The sequence below is a fragment of the Streptomyces sp. NPDC004609 genome, from assembly GCF_042873655.1.
Lineage (GTDB): Bacteria > Actinomycetota > Actinomycetes > Streptomycetales > Streptomycetaceae > Streptomyces.
On the sequence record NZ_JBIALS010000001.1, the window covers coordinates 149,360 to 166,364 of the forward strand.

Sequence of the window (17,005 nt, forward strand, 5' to 3'; positions counted from 1 at the left end):
GCGACGCTACTGGCAAAGGCCAGGACAGGCGCACGGTAGGGTGGTCGGTCGCCCTTGCTAGCGCCGTGCCGGGCAGCCGTACACTGGGCGGGGGAATCCTGGCACTCGGACGGCGTGAGTGCCAGGCAGTGACCGGAGAACCACCGAGGGACAACAGCTGGAGGTGTGCGCGATGCTCAGCGAACGCAGACTCGAGGTGCTGCGCGCCATCGTCCAGGACTATGTCGGCACCGAGGAGCCGGTCGGCTCCAAGGCGCTCACCGAGCGCCACAAGCTCGGTGTCTCCCCGGCCACCGTGCGCAACGACATGGCCGTGCTGGAGGAGGAGGGCTTCATCGCCCAGCCCCACACCAGCGCCGGACGCATTCCCACCGACAAGGGGTACCGCCTCTTCGTCGACCGGCTCGCCGGGGTCAAGCCCCTGTCCTCGGCCGAGCGCCGCGCGATCCAGAGCTTCCTGGACGGAGCCGTCGACCTCGACGACGTCGTCGGGCGTACGGTACGGCTGCTGGCGCAGCTGACCCGCCAGGTCGCGATCGTGCAGTACCCCTCGCTGACCCGGTCCACCGTCCGCCATGTCGAACTGCTCTCCCTCGCGCCCGCGCGGCTGATGCTCGTGCTGATCACGGACACCGGCCGGGTCGAGCAGCGCATGATCGACTGTCCCGCGCCCTTCGGGGACACCGCGCTCGCGGATCTGCGCGCCCGGCTCAACAGCAGGGTCGTGGGCCGCCGGTTCGCGGACGTCCCGCAGCTGGTGCAGGACCTTCCCGACTCCTTCGAGGAGCCGGAGGACCGGGGCACGGTCTCCACCGTGCTCTCCACCCTCCTCGAAACCCTGGTCGAGGAGACCGAGGAGCGGCTGATGATCGGCGGCACCGCCAATCTGACCCGCTTCGGGCACGACTTCCCGCTCACGATCAGGCCGGTGCTGGAGGCGCTGGAGGAGCACGTCGTCCTCCTCAAGCTCCTCGGCGAGGCCAAGGAGTCGGGCGGTATGGGCATGACCGTGAGGATCGGTCACGAGAATGCCTACGAGGGGCTCAACTCCACCTCCGTGGTCGCCGTCGGCTACGGTTCGGGCGACGAGGCTGTCGCCAAACTCGGCGTGGTCGGACCGACCCGCATGGACTACCCCGGAACGATGGGAGCGGTACGCGCAGTGGCACGTTACGTCGGACAGATCCTGGCGGAGTCGTAAGTGGCCACGGACTACTACGCCGTACTCGGCGTGCGCCGCGACGCATCGCAGGACGAGATCAAGAAGGCATTCCGGCGGCTCGCGCGTGAGCTCCATCCGGACGTCAATCCCGATCCGAAGACGCAGGAGCGGTTCAAGGAGATCAACGCCGCCTACGAGGTGCTCTCCGACCCGCAGAAGAAGCAGGTCTACGACCTCGGCGGCGACCCCCTCTCCCAGGCGGGCGGCGGAGCGGGCGGCTTCGGCGCCGGCGGGTTCGGGAACTTCTCGGACATCATGGACGCGTTCTTCGGCACGGCGTCCCAGCGCGGCCCGCGTTCGCGTACGCGCCGGGGCCAGGACGCCATGATCCGCCTGGAGATCGAGCTCAACGAGGCCGCCTTCGGCACGACGAAGGACATCCAGGTCGACACGGCCGTCGTCTGTACGACGTGCAGCGGCGAGGGCGCGGCTCCGGGCACCTCCGCGCAGACCTGCGACATGTGCCGTGGCCGCGGTGAGGTGTCGCAGGTGACCCGGTCCTTCCTGGGCCAGGTCATGACCTCCCGTCCCTGCCCCCAGTGCCAGGGCTTCGGGACCGTCGTCCCGACGCCGTGCCCGGAGTGCGCGGGCGACGGCCGGGTCCGCTCCCGCCGCACCCTGACCGTGAAGATCCCGGCCGGTGTCGACAACGGCACCCGGATCCAGCTCGCGGGCGAGGGCGAGGTCGGCCCCGGCGGCGGGCCCGCCGGTGATCTGTACGTCGAGATCCACGAGTTGCCGCACCCGGTGTTCCAGCGCCGGGGCGACGATCTGCACTGCACGGTGACCATTCCGATGACGGCGGGCGCGCTGGGCACGAAGGTGCCGCTGGAGACGCTCGACGGCATGGAGGAGGTCGACATCCGACCGGGGACCCAGTCCGGCCAGTCGATCCCGCTGCACGCGCGCGGTATCACCCATCTGCGGGGCGGCGGACGCGGTGATCTCATCGTCCATGTCGAGGTCACCACGCCGTCGAAGCTGGACGCGGAGCAGGAGCGGCTGCTGCGGGATCTGGCGAAGCTGCGGGGCGAGGAGCGCCCGTTGGGGCAGTTCCAGCCGGGGCAGCAGGGACTGTTCTCCCGGCTGAAGGACGCGTTCAACGGCCGGTAGGCGCAGTCGGCGGACACCACGGTGTGCCGCGTCCGCGGTACGTCGCGGGCGCGGACCGGGGCCGTCGCCGGCCGGTCACGGGTGACCGGCCGGTGTGCCACCGGCGGTCCCGCTCCGGACTCCGCGGCCATGACCTGGTAAACCCGCCTGCCCGGGGCGTATCGGGCCCGATTCGGCGGTACCGGGCCGACGGTGGCACGATGCCTGCATGTCCTCCGCGCCCCCCGCGTCCTCCGTACTGACCGATCTCCGCCGCTGTCCGATCGTGCAGGCCCCCATGGCGGGCGGCGCGTCGAGCCCCCAGCTGGCCGCCGCCGTGTCCGACGCGGGAGGGCTCGGCTTCCTCGCCGCCGGTTACAAGACCGCGGACGGCATGTACCAGGAGATCAAACAGATCCGCGGGCTCACGGGGCGGCCCTTCGGAGTGAATCTCTTCATGCCGCAGCAGCAGAGTGCCGACGCCGCGACGGTGGAGGTCTACCGGCATCAGCTCGCGGGAGAGGCCTCCTGGTATGAGACCCCGCTCGGCGACCCCGAGTCCGGCGGCGACGACGGCTACGAGGCCAAGCTGGCCATCCTCCGGGACGACCCCGTGCCGGTCGTCTCCTTCACCTTCGGCTGCCCGGGCCGTGAGGTCCTCGAATCCTTCACCAAGGCGGGAACCCTCACCGTCGTCACCGTCACCACGCCCGAGGAGGCGCAGGTCGCGCAGTGGTCGGGCGCGGACGCCCTCTGCGTCCAGGGCATCGAGGCCGGGGGCCACCAGGGCACCCACCGGGACGACCCCGCGACGGACGGCACGGGCATCGGCCTGCTCACGCTCATCACGCTCGTACGCGAGAGCGTACGGCTGCCGGTCATCGCCGCCGGAGGTCTGATGCGCGGCAGCCAGATCGCGGCCGTGCTCGCGGCCGGGGCGAGTGCGGCGCAGCTCGGCACCGCGTTCTTGGTCTGCCCGGAGTCCGGCGCGCACCCCCTGCACAAGCAGGCGATGACCAACCCCCTCTTCGTCCGGACCGATCTCACCCGGGCCTTCTCCGGGCGGCCCGCGCGCGGGCTCGTGAACCGTTTCATGCGCGAGCACGGCCCGTACGCGCCCGCCGCCTACCCCCAGGTCCACCATCTGACGAGCGGGCTGCGCAAGGCGGCGGCGAAGGCGGGGGACGCGCAGGGCATGTCGCTGTGGGCCGGGCAGGGGCACCGGCTGGCACGCGATCTGCCCGCGGGGCGACTGGTGGAGGTGCTCATGGAGGAGATGGCCGCCGGGCCGGGCCCGGGGAAGGACGCCGCCGGAACGGACCCCGGCTCCGACACCACCGGGGAGAACCCGGGGACGGAACGCGGGACGGACCCCGGAGCCGGTCCCCGCCCGGACTCCGGGCGGGAACACGCGCGTGACGTGCTGCCGGGGGAGGACTCCCGGTGACCGCGCCCGTGTTCGTCGTCGGCACGCTGGAGGACGAGGGCCCCGGCTCGGTGCTCACCCTGGACGGCCCCGAGGGGCGGCACGCCGTCTCCGTACGGCGGCTCCAGCCCGGCGAGGAGATCGTCCTGACGGACGGCCTCGGCCGGGGCGCGGCCGGAGTCGTCCTGAGCACCGAGGGCAAGGACCGGCTGACCGCGCGGGTCCTGAGCCTTCCGGTGGAGCCCGAGCCCGTGCCCCGTATCACCGTCGTCCAGGCCCTCCCCAAGGGCGACCGCGGCGAACTCGCCGTCGAGACCATGACCGAGACGGGTGTCGACACGATCGTGCCGTGGGCCGCCGCGCGCTGCATCACCCAGTGGAAGGGCGAGCGCGGGGCCAAGTCCCTCGCCAAGTGGCGTGCCACCGCCCGTGAGGCGGGCAAGCAGTCGCGCAGGCTCCGCTTCCCCGAGGTCGCGGACGCGGCGACGACCAAGCAGATCGCGGTACTTCTCGCCGGAGCCGACTTCGCCGCCGTGCTCCACGAGGAGGGCGCCGAGCCCCTCGCCACGGCACCCCTTCCGGCCGAGGGCTCCATCGTGCTGGTCGTGGGGCCGGAGGGAGGCGTCTCACCGGAGGAGCTGGCGGTGTTCGCGGAGGCGGGGGCGAAGCCGTACCGGCTGGGCCGGAGCGTGCTGCGGACGTCCACGGCGGGCACGGCGGGGGTCGCGCTGCTGCTGGGGCGCACGGGACGCTGGTCGTAGCCCGGCCGGTCGTCCTCCGGGGCGGGCTCAGCGGTCCGGGCGGGTCAACCGCTCGTACGGGCAGGGCCGTTCGCGCCGGTTCGGCCGTGTGCCGGGTCAGCCGTCCGTACGGGCGGCGGGTGCGGCGTCGTGGGCCTCGCTCCCGGCCATCACCGCGTCGAACAGCGGCCAGCCGTCCACTTCCCGGCTTCCCGGAGCCGAACCGGCGGCCGGAAGGAGTCCCCGTGCCGCCGCCTCGTCCGCGAACCGGCGTACGACACCCGGCTCGTAGAGGTTCAGCCAGCGGTGCGCGGAGGAGTCACCGACCGTGCCGGCGTCCAAGTAGCCGTCCGCGATGATCCGGCCCTCCGCCTGGGAGAACACGATGCCCAGGCGTGACTTCGTGCCCTCCCGCCACAGCGACAGCACGGTACGGCAGTCGGCGGTGTGGCGCCGGTCCCCCGTCCCGTGGTGCCGGCGCACCGTCCACACACAGACGGTGTCGGCGTCGATGACGAGTCGGCGCGGGCGGATCAGCTTGCGGCTCATCTCCCCGACGGTACGGGCCGTCTGTGTCCACAACCACTCTTTTACTCCCCGCCGCTCGATGCCACGCTTCCCCCCATGCTGGGCATGAGACGGGGAACGACCCGGGGGACGACAGCGGCCTCGGCGCGCGGGCGCCTTCGGCGGGTACTGGCGGCGATCGGCGTCGCGGGCGCGGTGGTTACGGGAGCGGCAGGCTGTGAGCCCGCGGCCGGCGGGCTCAGTTCCGGCGCCGTCGCGATCACCACCGACCGTACGGCGACGAGAACGCTGGAGCGGATCGGGTTCGAGGTGAGCTGGTTCAGCTGCACGGCGACGATCGAGGGGGCCGGGGGAAGCGGTGCGTCCGCGACGCCCTCCGCCTCCGCGGGCGGGCGCGCCACCGCCGCCGTCGACTGCGAGGGCGAGACCGACTCCGGGCGGACGATCACGCTCAAGGGCACGGTGACGGACGAGCGTTCGGGTGTCTGCGTACGCGGCCGGATGACCGCCCGGGTGAACGGTGAGGTCGTCTTCGAGGCGAGGTACCTCGGTGAGTGCGGGGGTGAGGGCGGGGGCGGTACGCCGTCCCGGACGGAGCGGCCCGGGGCGCGGCCCACGGTGACGGTCACCGTGACGGAGACGGAGACGGAGACGGAGACGGTGACGGAGCCGGCCGCGGGGTGAGCGCCGCGCGGTGGCGTGACCGGTGCGGGTCCTTTCTTCGTCCGTCGTCGAACGCCCGACGCTCGGACCGGCCCCGGTCGCCGGCGCCCCGGGCGGTCTCTGCCGCCGCCTCCTCCCGGGCGGGGGCTCTTTCCGGGGCTCCGCCCCGGACCCCGCGCCTCAAACGCCGGCGGGGCTGGGTTGTGCGTGCGGGGCCGGGTGTGCGTGGGGGCCGGGTTGCGTGCGGTTGGCGGTGGGTGGGTTTGTGTTCCGGTACGGGCGCGAGGCGGTGCTTCAGCCCGGGCCCCCGCGCCTCAACCGTCGGCGGGGCTGCGTTGTGCGGGCGGGGGTGGGTGTGCGGGGTGGGGAGAGGGAGCGTGGTGGATACGATGCTGACGTATCGGTCGGAAACGAGGAGGAACCCCGGCAATGGCGGGAGAACCGCAGGCTGACTGCCTGTTCTGCAAGATCGTCTCGGGGGAGGTGCCCGCGACGATCGTGCGGGAGACCGAGACCGTCGTCGCGTTCCGGGACATCAACCCCCAGGCGCCCACCCACGTCCTGGTCATCCCCAGGGCCCACTACCCGGACGCCGCCTCGCTCGCCGCCGCCGAGCCCGCTCTCGCCGCGGATGTGCTGCGGGAGGCGGGGCAGGTCGCCGCAGAGGAGAAGGCCGACGGCTCGGGGTACCGGATCGTGTTCAACACCGGGTCCGGCGCCGGGCAGACCGTGTTCCACGCGCACGCCCACCTCCTCGGCGGCCGTGGCTTCGCCTGGCCCCCGGGATAGCGGCCACCGACGTGTCCGTACGAGAACTGGTGGTGCTCGGCACCGCCAGCCAGGTCCCCACCCGGCACCGCAACCACAACGGCTACTTCCTGCGCTGGGACGCCGACGGCATCCTGTTCGACCCCGGCGAGGGCACCCAGCGCCAGATGCTCCGCGCCGGGGTCGCCGCGCACGACATCAACCGGATCTGCGTCACCCACTTCCACGGTGACCACTCCCTCGGACTCGCGGGAGTGATCCAGCGGATCAACCTGGACCGCGTCCCGCACGAGATCACCGCGCACTACCCGGCGAGCGGGCGGAAGTTCTTCGAGCGGCTGCGGTACGCGACGGCCTATCGCGAGACCGTGTCGCTGGCCGAGGGCCCCGTCGCCGCCGACGGGGTCCTCGCCGAGACACCCTCGTACCGTCTCGAAGCCCGCAGGCTCTCCCACCCCGTCGAGTCGTACGGCTATCGGATCACCGAGCCGGACGGCCGCCGCATGCTGCCCGAGAAGCTCGCCGCCCACGGCATCGCGGGCCCGGACGTGGGCCGGCTCCAGCGCGAGGGCGAGGTCGACGGCGTCACGCTCCAGCAGGTCAGCGAGGTCCGCCGGGGCCAGCGGTTCGCGTTCGTCATGGACACCCGGCTCTGCGACGGCGTCCACGCCCTCGCGGAGGGCTGCGACATGCTGGTCATCGAGTCGACGTTCCTCGACGAGGACGGGAAACTCGCTCTCGACCACGGCCATCTGACCGCGGGACAGGCCGCCCGCGCGGCGCGGGACGCGGGCGTGCGCCACCTCGTGCTCACACACTTCTCGCAGCGCTACACCGACGCCGGGGAGTTCGAGCGGCAGGCGCGCGCGGCCGGGTTCGACGGAGAACTCACCGTCGCCACCGACCTGCTGCGCGTTCCGCTCCCCCCACGCACCCCCTGAACGACGAGGTCACCCCGTGCCCCTGCCCAAAGCCGAACTCCACGTGCACATCGAAGGCACCCTGGAACCCGAACTCGCCTTCGCGCTCGCCGCGCGCAACGGCGTGGAACTGCCGTACCGGGACACCGAGGAGCTGCGCCGCGCCTATCTCTTCCAGGACCTCCAGTCCTTCCTCGACCTCTACTACGGTCTGACGGCCGTCCTGCGGACCCACGACGACTTCACCGAACTCGCCGACGCGTATCTCGCCCGCGCCACCGCCCAGGGCGTCCGCCACGCCGAGATCTTCTTCGACCCGCAGGCGCACACGGCCCGGGGCGTTCCGATCGGCACGGTCGTCGAGGGACTGGCCCGCGCGCTGACCGCGGGTGAGGAGCGGTACGGCATCTCGGGCCGGCTCATCATGTGCTTCCTGCGGGACGAGTCCGCCGAGTCCGCCATGCACACGCTGGAGGCGGCGAAGCCGTATCTCCACCGGATCACGGCCGTCGGCCTGGACTCGGCGGAGGTGGGGCATCCGCCGTCGAAGTTCCGCGAGGTGTACGCCGCCGCCGAGGCGCTCGGACTGCGCAAGGTCGCCCACGCGGGGGAGGAGGGCCCGCCGTCGTACATCCGCGAGGCCCTGGACGTCCTGGGCGTGGAGCGCATTGACCACGGGCTGCGCTGCACGGAGGACCGGGACCTCGTGGAACGGCTGGCCCGGGAGCGGATTCCGCTGACGCTCTGTCCCCTGTCGAACGTACGCCTGCGGGCCATCGACATGCTGGAGGAGCACCCTCTGCGGGACATGATGGACGCGGGGCTGCTGTGCACGGTCAACTCCGACGACCCCGCGTACTTCGGCGGCTATGTCGGTGACACCTTCCACGCGGTGCGCGAGGCGCTGGGGCTGGACGACGAGCGGCTGCGCGAGCTGGCCCGGAACTCGTTCGAGGCGTCCTTCCTGGAGGACGACGAGGAGCGGCGGGCGCGGCTGATCGCCGAGGTGGAGGCGTACGACTTCGGGGTGCGCCCGCCCGAGTAGCGGCACCGGCCGTCCCGGAGGCCCGCCCGAGGCGTCCGGCCGGCCGCCGCTCCCGGATGCACACGGCATGCCCACGCCTGAAGTGTGGATACCCGGTACGCGGACGCCGGGTGCGGTGGTGCACGTTCCGGATCGCGCCCGGCGGTACCGCGGCGACCGGTACCGCGCCCTCCCGTGTCCGGCCCGCGCGCCCCGGCGCGGCCCGCGCTCCCGTTCAGGGCTCGCGCTCCCGTTCCGCGCGCCCCGGCGCGTGGATTTGGCAGACTGGCCTGACCTGCACCATGCACAGGAGGGGCGCGGTGACGACTCGACACGGAGAGCAGCCCATCCCGCACGGCACCCCGGGCGCACCCCGCCCACACGGCACCCACGGCATTCACGGCCCGCGCTTCGGACCCCACGCCCCCTTCGACGGCACCCCCACCGCGGACACCGTCCCCGCCACCCCCTGCGTCGACCCCCTGGCCGCCCTCCGCACCCCCGCGGATCCCGGCTGCGACGTGTACCTCACGGGAAACGTCTTCCTGGACATCATCTTCACCGGGCTCGACTCCGCGCCGGTCCGCGGCACCGAGTCCTGGGCGCGGGGCATGGGCTCCAGCCCCGGCGGGGTGGCGAACATGGCGACCGCGCTCGCCCGGCTGGGCCTGCGGACCTCGCTCGCCGCCGCGTTCGGGGACGACCACTACGGGGAGTACTGCTGGGACGCCCTCGAACAGGGCGAGGGCGTCGATCTGTCCCTGTCGCGCACCGTGCCCGGCTGGCACTCGTCCGTCACCGTGTCCATGGCGTACGAGGGCGAGCGCACGATGGTCTCCCACGGCCACGAGGCGCCTCCGCCCGAGCCCGCTCCCGACTGCCCGCCGCGCTCACGGGCGGCCGTCGCGTCCCTGACGCCCGGCGGCGCCGACTGGATCGCCCAGGCGGCGGGCCGGGGCACGAGGATCTTCGCCGATGTCGGCTGGGACGAGTCGGGCCGCTGGGACCCGGCGGATCTCGCCGATCTGGAGCACTGCGAGGCGTTTTTGCCCAACGCCGACGAGGCGATGCGCTACACCCGCACCTCGTGTCCCCGCGCGGCGGCGCGGGCGCTGGCCGAGCGGGTGCCGGTGGCGGTCGTCACGCTCGGCGCGGAGGGCGCCTTCGCGGTGGACGGCGCGACCGGGGAGAGCGCCGAGGTCCCGGCGATCGCCGTCGAGGCGCTCGACCCCACGGGCGCGGGTGATGTGTTCGTAGCGGGATTCGTCACCGGTACGCTCGCGGGCTGGCCGCTCGCCGACCGGCTCGCGTTCGCCGGGCTGACGGCCGCGCTGTCGGTGCAGGAGTTCGGCGGGTCGCTCTCCGCACCGGGCTGGTGGGAGATCGCGGCCTGGTGGCAGTACGTCCGGAGCCTGCCCGACCAGGGCCCGGAGGCGCTGCGCCGGTACACCTTCCTGGACCGGCTGCTGCCCTCTCCGGTCAGGCCCTGGCCGCTGCGCAGGGCCGTCCCGACGATCGGCTTCCGCAGCCCGGCCTGAGCCCGCGGTGCCGGTGGGGCGTCCCCGTCCCCCGGCCCGTGGCGGCCCGGCGGCGGCCACGACCGAGCCCGCGTCCGCCCACGCGACGCACTCGTGCCCACGCCCTGGTCACCGGCATGGTCTATCGCCGGGGCTCGCGGCGGAGGTCCGTCGGAGTGCCGGTTCCGGGACCGCGTTCCGTGACCGTGTGCCCTGACCACCGGCCGCGGACACGGGACGGGGGCCACCGCCGGAGCGCCCGCGTCCTGGGCAGTTCGGGAGTCCCGCGCGAAAAGCCCTCGGCCGTTGTCGGTGCGGCGTCGTAGGCTGGGTGTCCCAGAGGTTGTCGAGCAGCGAGAACCCTGCGACAGGAGGTATGTGCAGGCCACAGTGCCGGCCCATGACTCAGACACCCACAGTTCAGAGCCCCTCGGGGCAGGCGCGAGCCCACTTCACCGTCCCCGCCAAGCATCCGATGGTGACGGTCCTCGGCTCGGGTGACGCCCTTCTGCGCGTGATCGAGGCAGCCTTTCCGGCTGTCGACATCCATGTCAGGGGCAATCAGATCAGCGCGGCAGGGGACGCGGCGGAAGTCGCTCTCATCCAGCGTCTGTTCGACGAGATGATGCTCGTGCTCCGCACGGGACAGCCGATGACGGAGGACGCGGTGGAACGCTCGATCGCCATGCTCAGGGCGGAGGCCAACGGCGATGGGGACGGCGCCGCGGAGACCCCCGCCGAGGTGCTCACACAGAACATCCTCTCCAGCCGCGGTCGCACCATCCGCCCCAAGACCCTGAACCAGAAGCGATATGTCGACGCCATCGACAAGCACACGATCGTGTTCGGCATCGGCCCGGCCGGTACGGGCAAGACGTATCTCGCGATGGCCAAGGCGGTCCAGGCCCTGCAGTCCAAGCAGGTCACCCGGATCATCCTGACCCGTCCCGCCGTCGAGGCGGGCGAGCGGCTCGGCTTCCTGCCCGGCACCCTCTACGAGAAGATCGACCCGTATCTGCGCCCGCTGTACGACGCGCTGCACGACATGCTCGACCCCGACTCCATCCCGCGCCTGATGGCCGCGGGGACGATCGAGGTCGCGCCGCTGGCGTATATGCGGGGAAGGACGCTCAATGACGCGTTCATCATCCTCGACGAGGCGCAGAACACCAATCCCGAGCAGATGAAGATGTTCCTGACGAGGCTCGGCTTCGAATCGAAGATCGTCATCACCGGCGACGTCACCCAGGTCGACCTGCCGAACGGCACCAAGAGCGGTCTGCGGCAGGTCCAGGACATCCTGGAAGGCGTCGACGACGTCCACTTCTCGCGTCTCACGTCGCACGACGTGGTCCGGCACAAGCTGGTCGGCCGTATCGTCGACGCGTACGAGAAGTACGACGGCCGAACGGGTGCCCAGCACGGCGGCCGAGGCGCGCACGGGAAGTAGTTCGAACCACACCATGTCGATCGACGTCAACAACGAGTCCGGAACCGAGGTCGACGAGCAGGCGGTGCTCGATGTGGCCCGCTACGCGCTCGCCAGAATGCGCATCCACCCGCTCTCCGAGCTGTCGGTGATCGTCGTGGACGCCGAGGCCATGGAGCAACTGCACCTCCAGTGGATGGACCTCCCGGGCCCGACGGATGTCATGTCCTTCCCGATGGACGAGCTGCGTCCCCCGGTCAAGGACGACGAGGAGCCCCCCCAGGGGCTCCTCGGTGACATCGTGCTCTGCCCCGAAGTCGCCAGACAGCAGGGGGAGCAGGCCCCGACACAGCACTCCATGGACGAGGAGCTCCAGCTTCTGACGGTCCACGGAGTGCTGCATCTGCTGGGGTACGACCACGAGGAGCCGGACGAGAAGGCGGAGATGTTCGGGCTCCAGGCGGCCATCGTCGACGGCTGGCGGGCGGAGAAGGGCCTCACCGGCCCCTCCCCGGCGCCGACCGTGTCATGAGCGCCCCACTGATCACCGGCGCGGTCCTGCTGGTCGTCGTCGCCTGGCTGGCGGCGTGCGCGGAGGCGGGCATCGCGCGGGTCTCCGGCTTCCGGGCCGCCGAGGCCGTGCGCTCCGGGCGGCGCGGAGCGGCCGGACTGGAACAGGTCGCGGCCGACCCGACGCGCTATCTCAACGTCGCCCTCCTGGTGCGGGTGGCGTGCGAGATGGCGGCGGGCGTCCTGGTGACGTACGCCTGCCTCCAGGAGTTCTCCGAGACCTGGGAGGCGCTGACCGTCGCGATCGGCGTGATGGTCCTCGTCTCCTACGTCGCGGTGGGCGTCTCCCCGCGCACCATCGGCCGCCAGCACCCGCTGAACACCGCCACGGCCGCCGCGTACGTCCTGCTGCCGCTGGCCAGGATCATGGGGCCCGTTCCCCAGCTGCTGATCCTCATCGGCAACGCGCTCACGCCCGGCAAGGGATTCCGCAAGGGCCCGTTCGCGAGCGAGGCCGAGCTGCGGGCCATGGTGGACCTCGCCGAGCAGGAGTCCCTGATCGAGGACGACGAGCGCCGGATGGTGCACTCCGTCTTCGAACTGGGCGACACGCTCGTACGGGAGGTGATGGTGCCGCGCACCGATCTGATCTCCATCGAGCGGTACAAGACCGTCCGGCAGGCGCTCACTCTGGCGCTGCGCTCCGGTTTCTCCCGTATCCCCGTCACCGGCGAGAACGAGGACGACATCGTGGGCGTGGTCTATCTCAAGGACCTCGTCCGCAAGACGCACATCAACCGGGAGGCCGAGGCCGACCTGGTCTCCACGGCGATGCGGCCCGCGGTCTTCGTGCCCGACACCAAGAACGCGGGGGATCTGCTCCGCGAGATGCAGCAGAAGCGCAACCATGTCGCCGTCGTCATCGACGAGTACGGCGGTACGGCGGGCATCGTCACGATCGAGGACATCCTGGAGGAGATCGTCGGCGAGATCACGGACGAGTACGACCGGGAGCTGCCGCCGGTCGAGGACCTGGGCCACGGCCGTTTCCGGGTGACCGCCCGTCTCGACATCGGGGATCTGGGCGAGCTGTACGGGATGGACGAACTGGACGACGAGGACGTGGAGACCGTCGGCGGACTGCTGGCGAAGGCCCTGGGGCGGGTTCCGATCGCGGGCGCGAGTGCGCTGGTGGACCTGCCCGACGGACGGGCGCTGCGGCTGACGGCCGAGTCCCCGGCGGGCCGCCGCAACAAGATCGTGACGGTCCTCGCCGAGCCGGTCGAGGCCCATCGGGAAGGGGAGCACGCGGCATGAGGGCGGCGGCACACGGCCCGGGGAGCACCCGGCGCGGTACGGGGGCGGGCGCGTGAGGGCCCGGGAGCTGAAGGCGTTCTGTCTGGAGTTCAACGACGTGGTCGAGGACTTCCCCTTCGGCGAAGAGACCTCGGTCTTCAAAGTGGCCGGAAAGATGTTCGCCCTCAGCGCGCTGGACCGCGAACCCCTGACGGTCAATCTGAAATGCGATCCGGAACTCGCGGTCCAGCTGCGCGCCGAGCATCCGGCGATCGCTCCCGGCTATCACATGAACAAGCGCCACTGGAACACGGTCACGGTGGCCGATCTCCCGGACCGGCTGGTCAGGGAGCTGATCGAGGACTCGTACGACCTGGTGGTGGCGGGTCTCCCCAGAGCGGTGAGGCTGCGGCTCGACCGGCCCTGATCCCGTTCCGCGTCCGCCGGCTTGCCGGTCCCGTACCGAATTCGGTGGCCGGCCCCTCTCGGCGGGCGGCTATTCTCAGCCGGTCACAACGGGGGACGTCCCCCGGGCACCGTTCTCAGGGGGATCACCACATGCGTACCCGCATACGCCGCGCTTTCGCGGTCGCCGCCGTCTCCGCCCTCTGTCTCACCGCCGCTGCCTGCGGGGATTCCGACGGGGAGAAGAAGTCGGTGGGCGAGTCCGCCGGGGAGAGGGCCACCGACCAGCCGAAGGACGCTCCGGAGGATCAGCCGAAGGACGAGCCGAAGGACGGTGCCTCGGACGCCGAGCCCCTGACCGCGGCGCAGATGAAGGCCGCGACGGCCACGGCCCAGGACCTTCCGGCCGGTTTCACGAAGAGCGGCTCCACTGCCAACGACGAGAGGTTCACGGCGGACAAGAAGGAGTGCCAGCCGATCGTCGTCTTCATGGGCGGCGCGATCGACGGGGCCACGATCGGCGGCAACGTCGACTTCGAGGGCGACGGCGGGAACTCGCTGTTCAGCCAGCAGGTCTTCACCTTCTCCGGCGGCGGCGCCGAGGACTACACGAAGGCGATCGGCACCGCGCTGGAGACCTGCACCGCGTTCTCCTTCACGGACGAGGGCGACAAGACGAGTGTCACGGTCCGCAAGATCACGGCTCCGAAGGTGGGCGAGGAGTCCCACGCGTTCCGGCTGAAGATGACCGCGACCGGCTCTCCCGTCACGTTCGAGGTCGACATCGTGGCCGCGCGCCAGGGCTCCGGGGCGACCCGGTTCGTTTTTGTCCCGGGGGACGCGGCCGGACACAAGAGCTTCGACGACCTCGTCAAGCGCGTCGGCGACAGGTTCGTCAGGGGCGCCGGGAGCTGATCGGGCTCCGTCGTCCGGCGGAGCCCGCCCGGTGGGCCCGATAGGGCCGTTGAGGCTGCCGGCCCGGTGAGGCCCGGTCCGGGGCCCTCACCGGGCCCTCGGCGGGCGCGATCTATGCTCGGGGCATGACCCAGAGCACCGAACCCCAGGGCGGCGCCCCCGTCGGCCTCGGCCCCGAGGACCGCAAGATCATCACGTTGGCGCGCAGTGCCCGGGCCCGTAACGGCGTGGCCGAGGGTGCCGCCGTACGGGACGAGACCGGGCGCACCTATGTCGCGGGGACCGTCGACCTGGAGTCGCTCGGGCTCAGCGCGCTGCGGACGGCCGTCGCCATGGCCGTGGCCAGTGGCGCGACGTCCCTGGAGGCCGCCGCCGTGGTCTCCGAGGCCGGCGCGCTGACGGACGAGGACCGCGCGGCCGTACGGGACCTGGGCGGGCCCGCGACCCCGGTGCTGCTCGCCGGGCCCGACGGACAGCTGAAGGCGGCCGTGACGGCGGGCTGACCCACCCGCGGACCACCCGCTCCGGGGGAGCGGGCCCGACCGGTTCGCCCCGGCTCCCTTTCCGCTCCGGGGACTTCTCCCCGCCTGCGCCGTCTGCGCCGGCGGCCCGTGACGCCGAGGTGGCACCGGCGGCCCGGGGGACCCGCCCGAGCGGTCCGAGCCCGGTGAGCGGGCCGCCGTCCTCTCCCGTCCGCGCGTCGCCCGCATCCCGCCCGCGTCGCGGTCCTCCGCCGGTCCGCGCCTCCGTGCGGAGCCCCTCCGCAGTGTGTTTCGCCGGGCGCCCCGGTCCGCCACGGGTCTTCCCTGCTCCCGTACACCTCGTGGCCCGGCCTTCCCCCGCGACCCCCGTACGCCCCGCCCGGCACCCGGCCGGTGGCCCTTCGGCGGCGGCCCTTCGGCGGTGGCGCCGCTTCCGCTTTCCGTCCGGAAACAACCGCGCCCGCCCGCCGGAACAGTCAAGCCCGCCCGCCGGGAAACAACGGCGCCCGCCCCGACCGCCCCTCCGCCCCGCCCCGGCGGACCGGACCCGTCGCGGCCCCGCCACCGGACGCCGCCGTGATCTTGACAGCATCTGATGGGTCATCAGATAGCGCATTTCGATTCCATTGACTTCTTGTTGCCGCACCACGTCAATGGCCACCTGAATTCCTCCGAAGGGGGCAAATCACATGGCTTCAGCCACCCGAAACGCGCGAAGACCAGCCGTCCGGCGGTCCGGTGTCCGGCGCTGGACCGCCGCACTGGGCACGGCCGCGCTCCTCGCGGGTACGGCCGCGCTCGCCGCACCCGCCACCGCGCTGGCCTCGTCGGTGCCGGTCGACTTCCTCACCCGGTGCATCCCGCCGGACATCGCCGGTCTCCCGCCGATCGAGGGAACCACCACCGCCCAGATCACCGTCGACAACGCCTCGCCCAAGGTCGGCGACACCGTCACGGTCACGTACAAGGTCACCAAGCCGGCCGCGAGCAACCCGGTCGACCTCGCGCTCCCCGCCGACATCATGACGCCCAGCGGAAAGGTCGCCATCGGCGGCGCCCAGTCCGGCAGCGTCACGGTCACCGGCCCCAAGAAGAACCCGCCGGTGCCCGGCAAGGGGGCCTTCCCGGCGTTCGAGATGACCGGCACCTTCACGGTCACCGCGCCCGGCTCGATCACCCTCTCGCCCGGCGACTACAACATCCACACCAGCTTCATCATGGAGCTGGACACACCCTGCTCGGTGAAGAACCCGCCCGCGCCGGTCTCCCAGACCCTCACCGCCGAGGAGCAGCCCGGCGCCAACGAGCGCGCGATCTCCCTCGGCACGGCCTCCGGAAAGCCCGGGGACCGTGTGACCGTCACCGGGTCGAAGTTCTCCCCGCTCGCGGACGTCACCGTCGCGGGCCGGGCGGGCGCGGCCGAGACCGCCGACAGGATGACGTTCAAGGCGGACGCCAACGGCGGTTTCACCGCCCGCCTCAAGGTGAACGACAAGGCGACCACCGGCATCGTCGCGTACGAGGGCGCGTCCTGGTCGGCCGACAAGGGCGCGGGCCCGGCGGCGTACACCGTCGTCGACGACACCCCGCTGCCGGAGAACAGCCAGAAGCTCAACGCCACCGTGGCCGCGGGCACCCTCTCCATGTCCCAGGCCGGTGACACCGTCCAGCTCTCGGCGGTGGACTTCGGCACGGGCGGGGCGGCGAACGGCGATCTCCAGCAGGTGACCGTCAAGGACTTCCGCGGCGGCCCCGCAGGCTGGTCCCTGACCGGCAAGGTCACCGACTTCACCGGACCCGGCGGGAAGATCGACGCCGGAAAGCTCAGCTGGACCCCTGCGTGCGCCACCAAGCAGGGCAGCCCGAGCACCTGTGTGCCCGGTTCCACGGGAGCCGTCGGCGGCGGGGGCGCGACCCTGGCGTCCACCCCCAACGGCACGCTCACCGGCGGTGAGTTCACCGTGGACGCGAAGGTCTCGCTGGACGTCCCGGCGTTCACCGCGCCCGGCACCTACTCCGGTGTGCTGACGCTCACGCTCACCTGACCGCCCGGCGGGCCGGGCGCGCA

General features: G+C 72.2%; 17 protein-coding genes. 16 read left to right on the forward strand and 1 reads right to left on the reverse strand.

Annotated elements, in window-relative coordinates; translation table 11 throughout:
- Positions 1 to 172: 172 nt before the first annotated feature.
- From hrcA to ACFYT4_RS00590, 4 genes are all read left to right on the forward strand, one after another.
- Positions 173 to 1,201, forward strand: coding sequence for a heat-inducible transcriptional repressor HrcA (gene hrcA / locus ACFYT4_RS00575; protein WP_389263799.1), 1,029 nt, complete (start codon positions 173 to 175; stop codon positions 1,199 to 1,201).
- On the forward strand, positions 1,202 to 2,335 hold the full coding sequence (dnaJ, locus tag ACFYT4_RS00580) for a molecular chaperone DnaJ (protein ID WP_389263801.1): 1,134 nt from the start codon (positions 1,202 to 1,204) through the stop codon (positions 2,333 to 2,335).
- 208 nt (positions 2,336 to 2,543) lie between these two features.
- Positions 2,544 to 3,761 (forward strand): nitronate monooxygenase, encoded by a 1,218-nt coding sequence (locus ACFYT4_RS00585; protein ID WP_389263803.1) that lies wholly within the window; start codon positions 2,544 to 2,546, stop codon positions 3,759 to 3,761.
- Positions 3,758 to 4,501, forward strand: coding sequence for a 16S rRNA (uracil(1498)-N(3))-methyltransferase (locus ACFYT4_RS00590; RefSeq protein ID WP_389263805.1), 744 nt, complete (start codon positions 3,758 to 3,760; stop codon positions 4,499 to 4,501). Before ACFYT4_RS00585 ends, ACFYT4_RS00590 begins: the two co-directional genes overlap by 4 nt.
- A gap of 96 nt (positions 4,502 to 4,597) precedes the next feature.
- Here the strand turns inward: ACFYT4_RS00590 and ACFYT4_RS00595 are convergent, their stop codons facing one another.
- Positions 4,598 to 5,029, reverse strand: coding sequence for a hypothetical protein (locus ACFYT4_RS00595; RefSeq protein ID WP_389263807.1), 432 nt, complete (start codon positions 5,027 to 5,029; stop codon positions 4,598 to 4,600).
- A gap of 75 nt (positions 5,030 to 5,104) precedes the next feature.
- Between ACFYT4_RS00595 and ACFYT4_RS00600 the strand changes: the two genes are divergently transcribed.
- The 12 genes from ACFYT4_RS00600 to ACFYT4_RS00655 all read left to right on the forward strand — a co-directional run bounded on the left by ACFYT4_RS00600 (position 5,105) and on the right by ACFYT4_RS00655 (position 16,982).
- Positions 5,105 to 5,692: a hypothetical protein gene (locus tag ACFYT4_RS00600; protein ID WP_389263809.1), complete on the forward strand. Its 588-nt coding sequence runs from the start codon at positions 5,105 to 5,107 to the stop codon at positions 5,690 to 5,692.
- A 408-nt stretch (positions 5,693 to 6,100) separates the two neighbouring features.
- Positions 6,101 to 6,460 carry a histidine triad nucleotide-binding protein gene (locus ACFYT4_RS00605; RefSeq protein ID WP_389263811.1) on the forward strand — a complete coding sequence of 120 codons (360 nt, stop codon included), beginning with the start codon at positions 6,101 to 6,103 and terminating at the stop codon, positions 6,458 to 6,460.
- Positions 6,461 to 6,471: 11 nt separating this feature from the next.
- Positions 6,472 to 7,380 (forward strand): ribonuclease Z, encoded by a 909-nt coding sequence (locus ACFYT4_RS00610; RefSeq protein WP_389263813.1) that lies wholly within the window; start codon positions 6,472 to 6,474, stop codon positions 7,378 to 7,380.
- 16 nt (positions 7,381 to 7,396) lie between these two features.
- Positions 7,397 to 8,404, forward strand: a complete 1,008-nt coding sequence (locus ACFYT4_RS00615; protein WP_389263815.1) for an adenosine deaminase — start codon at positions 7,397 to 7,399, stop codon at positions 8,402 to 8,404.
- Positions 8,405 to 8,685: 281 nt separating this feature from the next.
- Positions 8,686 to 9,921, forward strand: coding sequence for a carbohydrate kinase family protein (locus ACFYT4_RS00620; RefSeq protein WP_389263816.1), 1,236 nt, complete (start codon positions 8,686 to 8,688; stop codon positions 9,919 to 9,921).
- Between the two features lie 379 nt (positions 9,922 to 10,300).
- Positions 10,301 to 11,350 carry a PhoH family protein gene (locus ACFYT4_RS00625; RefSeq protein ID WP_389263818.1) on the forward strand — a complete coding sequence of 350 codons (1,050 nt, stop codon included), beginning with the start codon at positions 10,301 to 10,303 and terminating at the stop codon, positions 11,348 to 11,350.
- Positions 11,351 to 11,363: 13 nt separating this feature from the next.
- Positions 11,364 to 11,861: an rRNA maturation RNase YbeY gene (gene ybeY, locus ACFYT4_RS00630; RefSeq protein ID WP_389263820.1), complete on the forward strand. Its 498-nt coding sequence runs from the start codon at positions 11,364 to 11,366 to the stop codon at positions 11,859 to 11,861.
- The gene (locus ACFYT4_RS00635) at positions 11,858 to 13,156 is read left to right on the forward strand and encodes a hemolysin family protein (protein WP_389263822.1); all 1,299 of its coding nucleotides are present in this window, start codon (positions 11,858 to 11,860) and stop codon (positions 13,154 to 13,156) included. The genes ybeY and ACFYT4_RS00635 overlap by 4 nt, the downstream gene beginning before the upstream one ends.
- Positions 13,157 to 13,208: 52 nt before the next feature.
- On the forward strand, positions 13,209 to 13,562 hold the full coding sequence (locus tag ACFYT4_RS00640; protein WP_389263824.1) for an MmcQ/YjbR family DNA-binding protein: 354 nt from the start codon (positions 13,209 to 13,211) through the stop codon (positions 13,560 to 13,562).
- A 131-nt stretch (positions 13,563 to 13,693) separates the two neighbouring features.
- Complete coding sequence (locus tag ACFYT4_RS00645) at positions 13,694 to 14,455, forward strand: hypothetical protein (RefSeq protein WP_389263826.1); 762 nt, start codon at positions 13,694 to 13,696, stop codon at positions 14,453 to 14,455.
- Between the two features lie 125 nt (positions 14,456 to 14,580).
- Complete coding sequence (locus ACFYT4_RS00650; protein WP_389263828.1) at positions 14,581 to 14,958, forward strand: cytidine deaminase; 378 nt, start codon at positions 14,581 to 14,583, stop codon at positions 14,956 to 14,958.
- Between the two features lie 668 nt (positions 14,959 to 15,626).
- A complete protein-coding gene (locus ACFYT4_RS00655) occupies positions 15,627 to 16,982 on the forward strand; it encodes a beta-xylosidase (protein WP_389263829.1) in 1,356 nt (451 codons plus the stop codon).
- Positions 16,983 to 17,005: the final 23 nt, after the last annotated feature.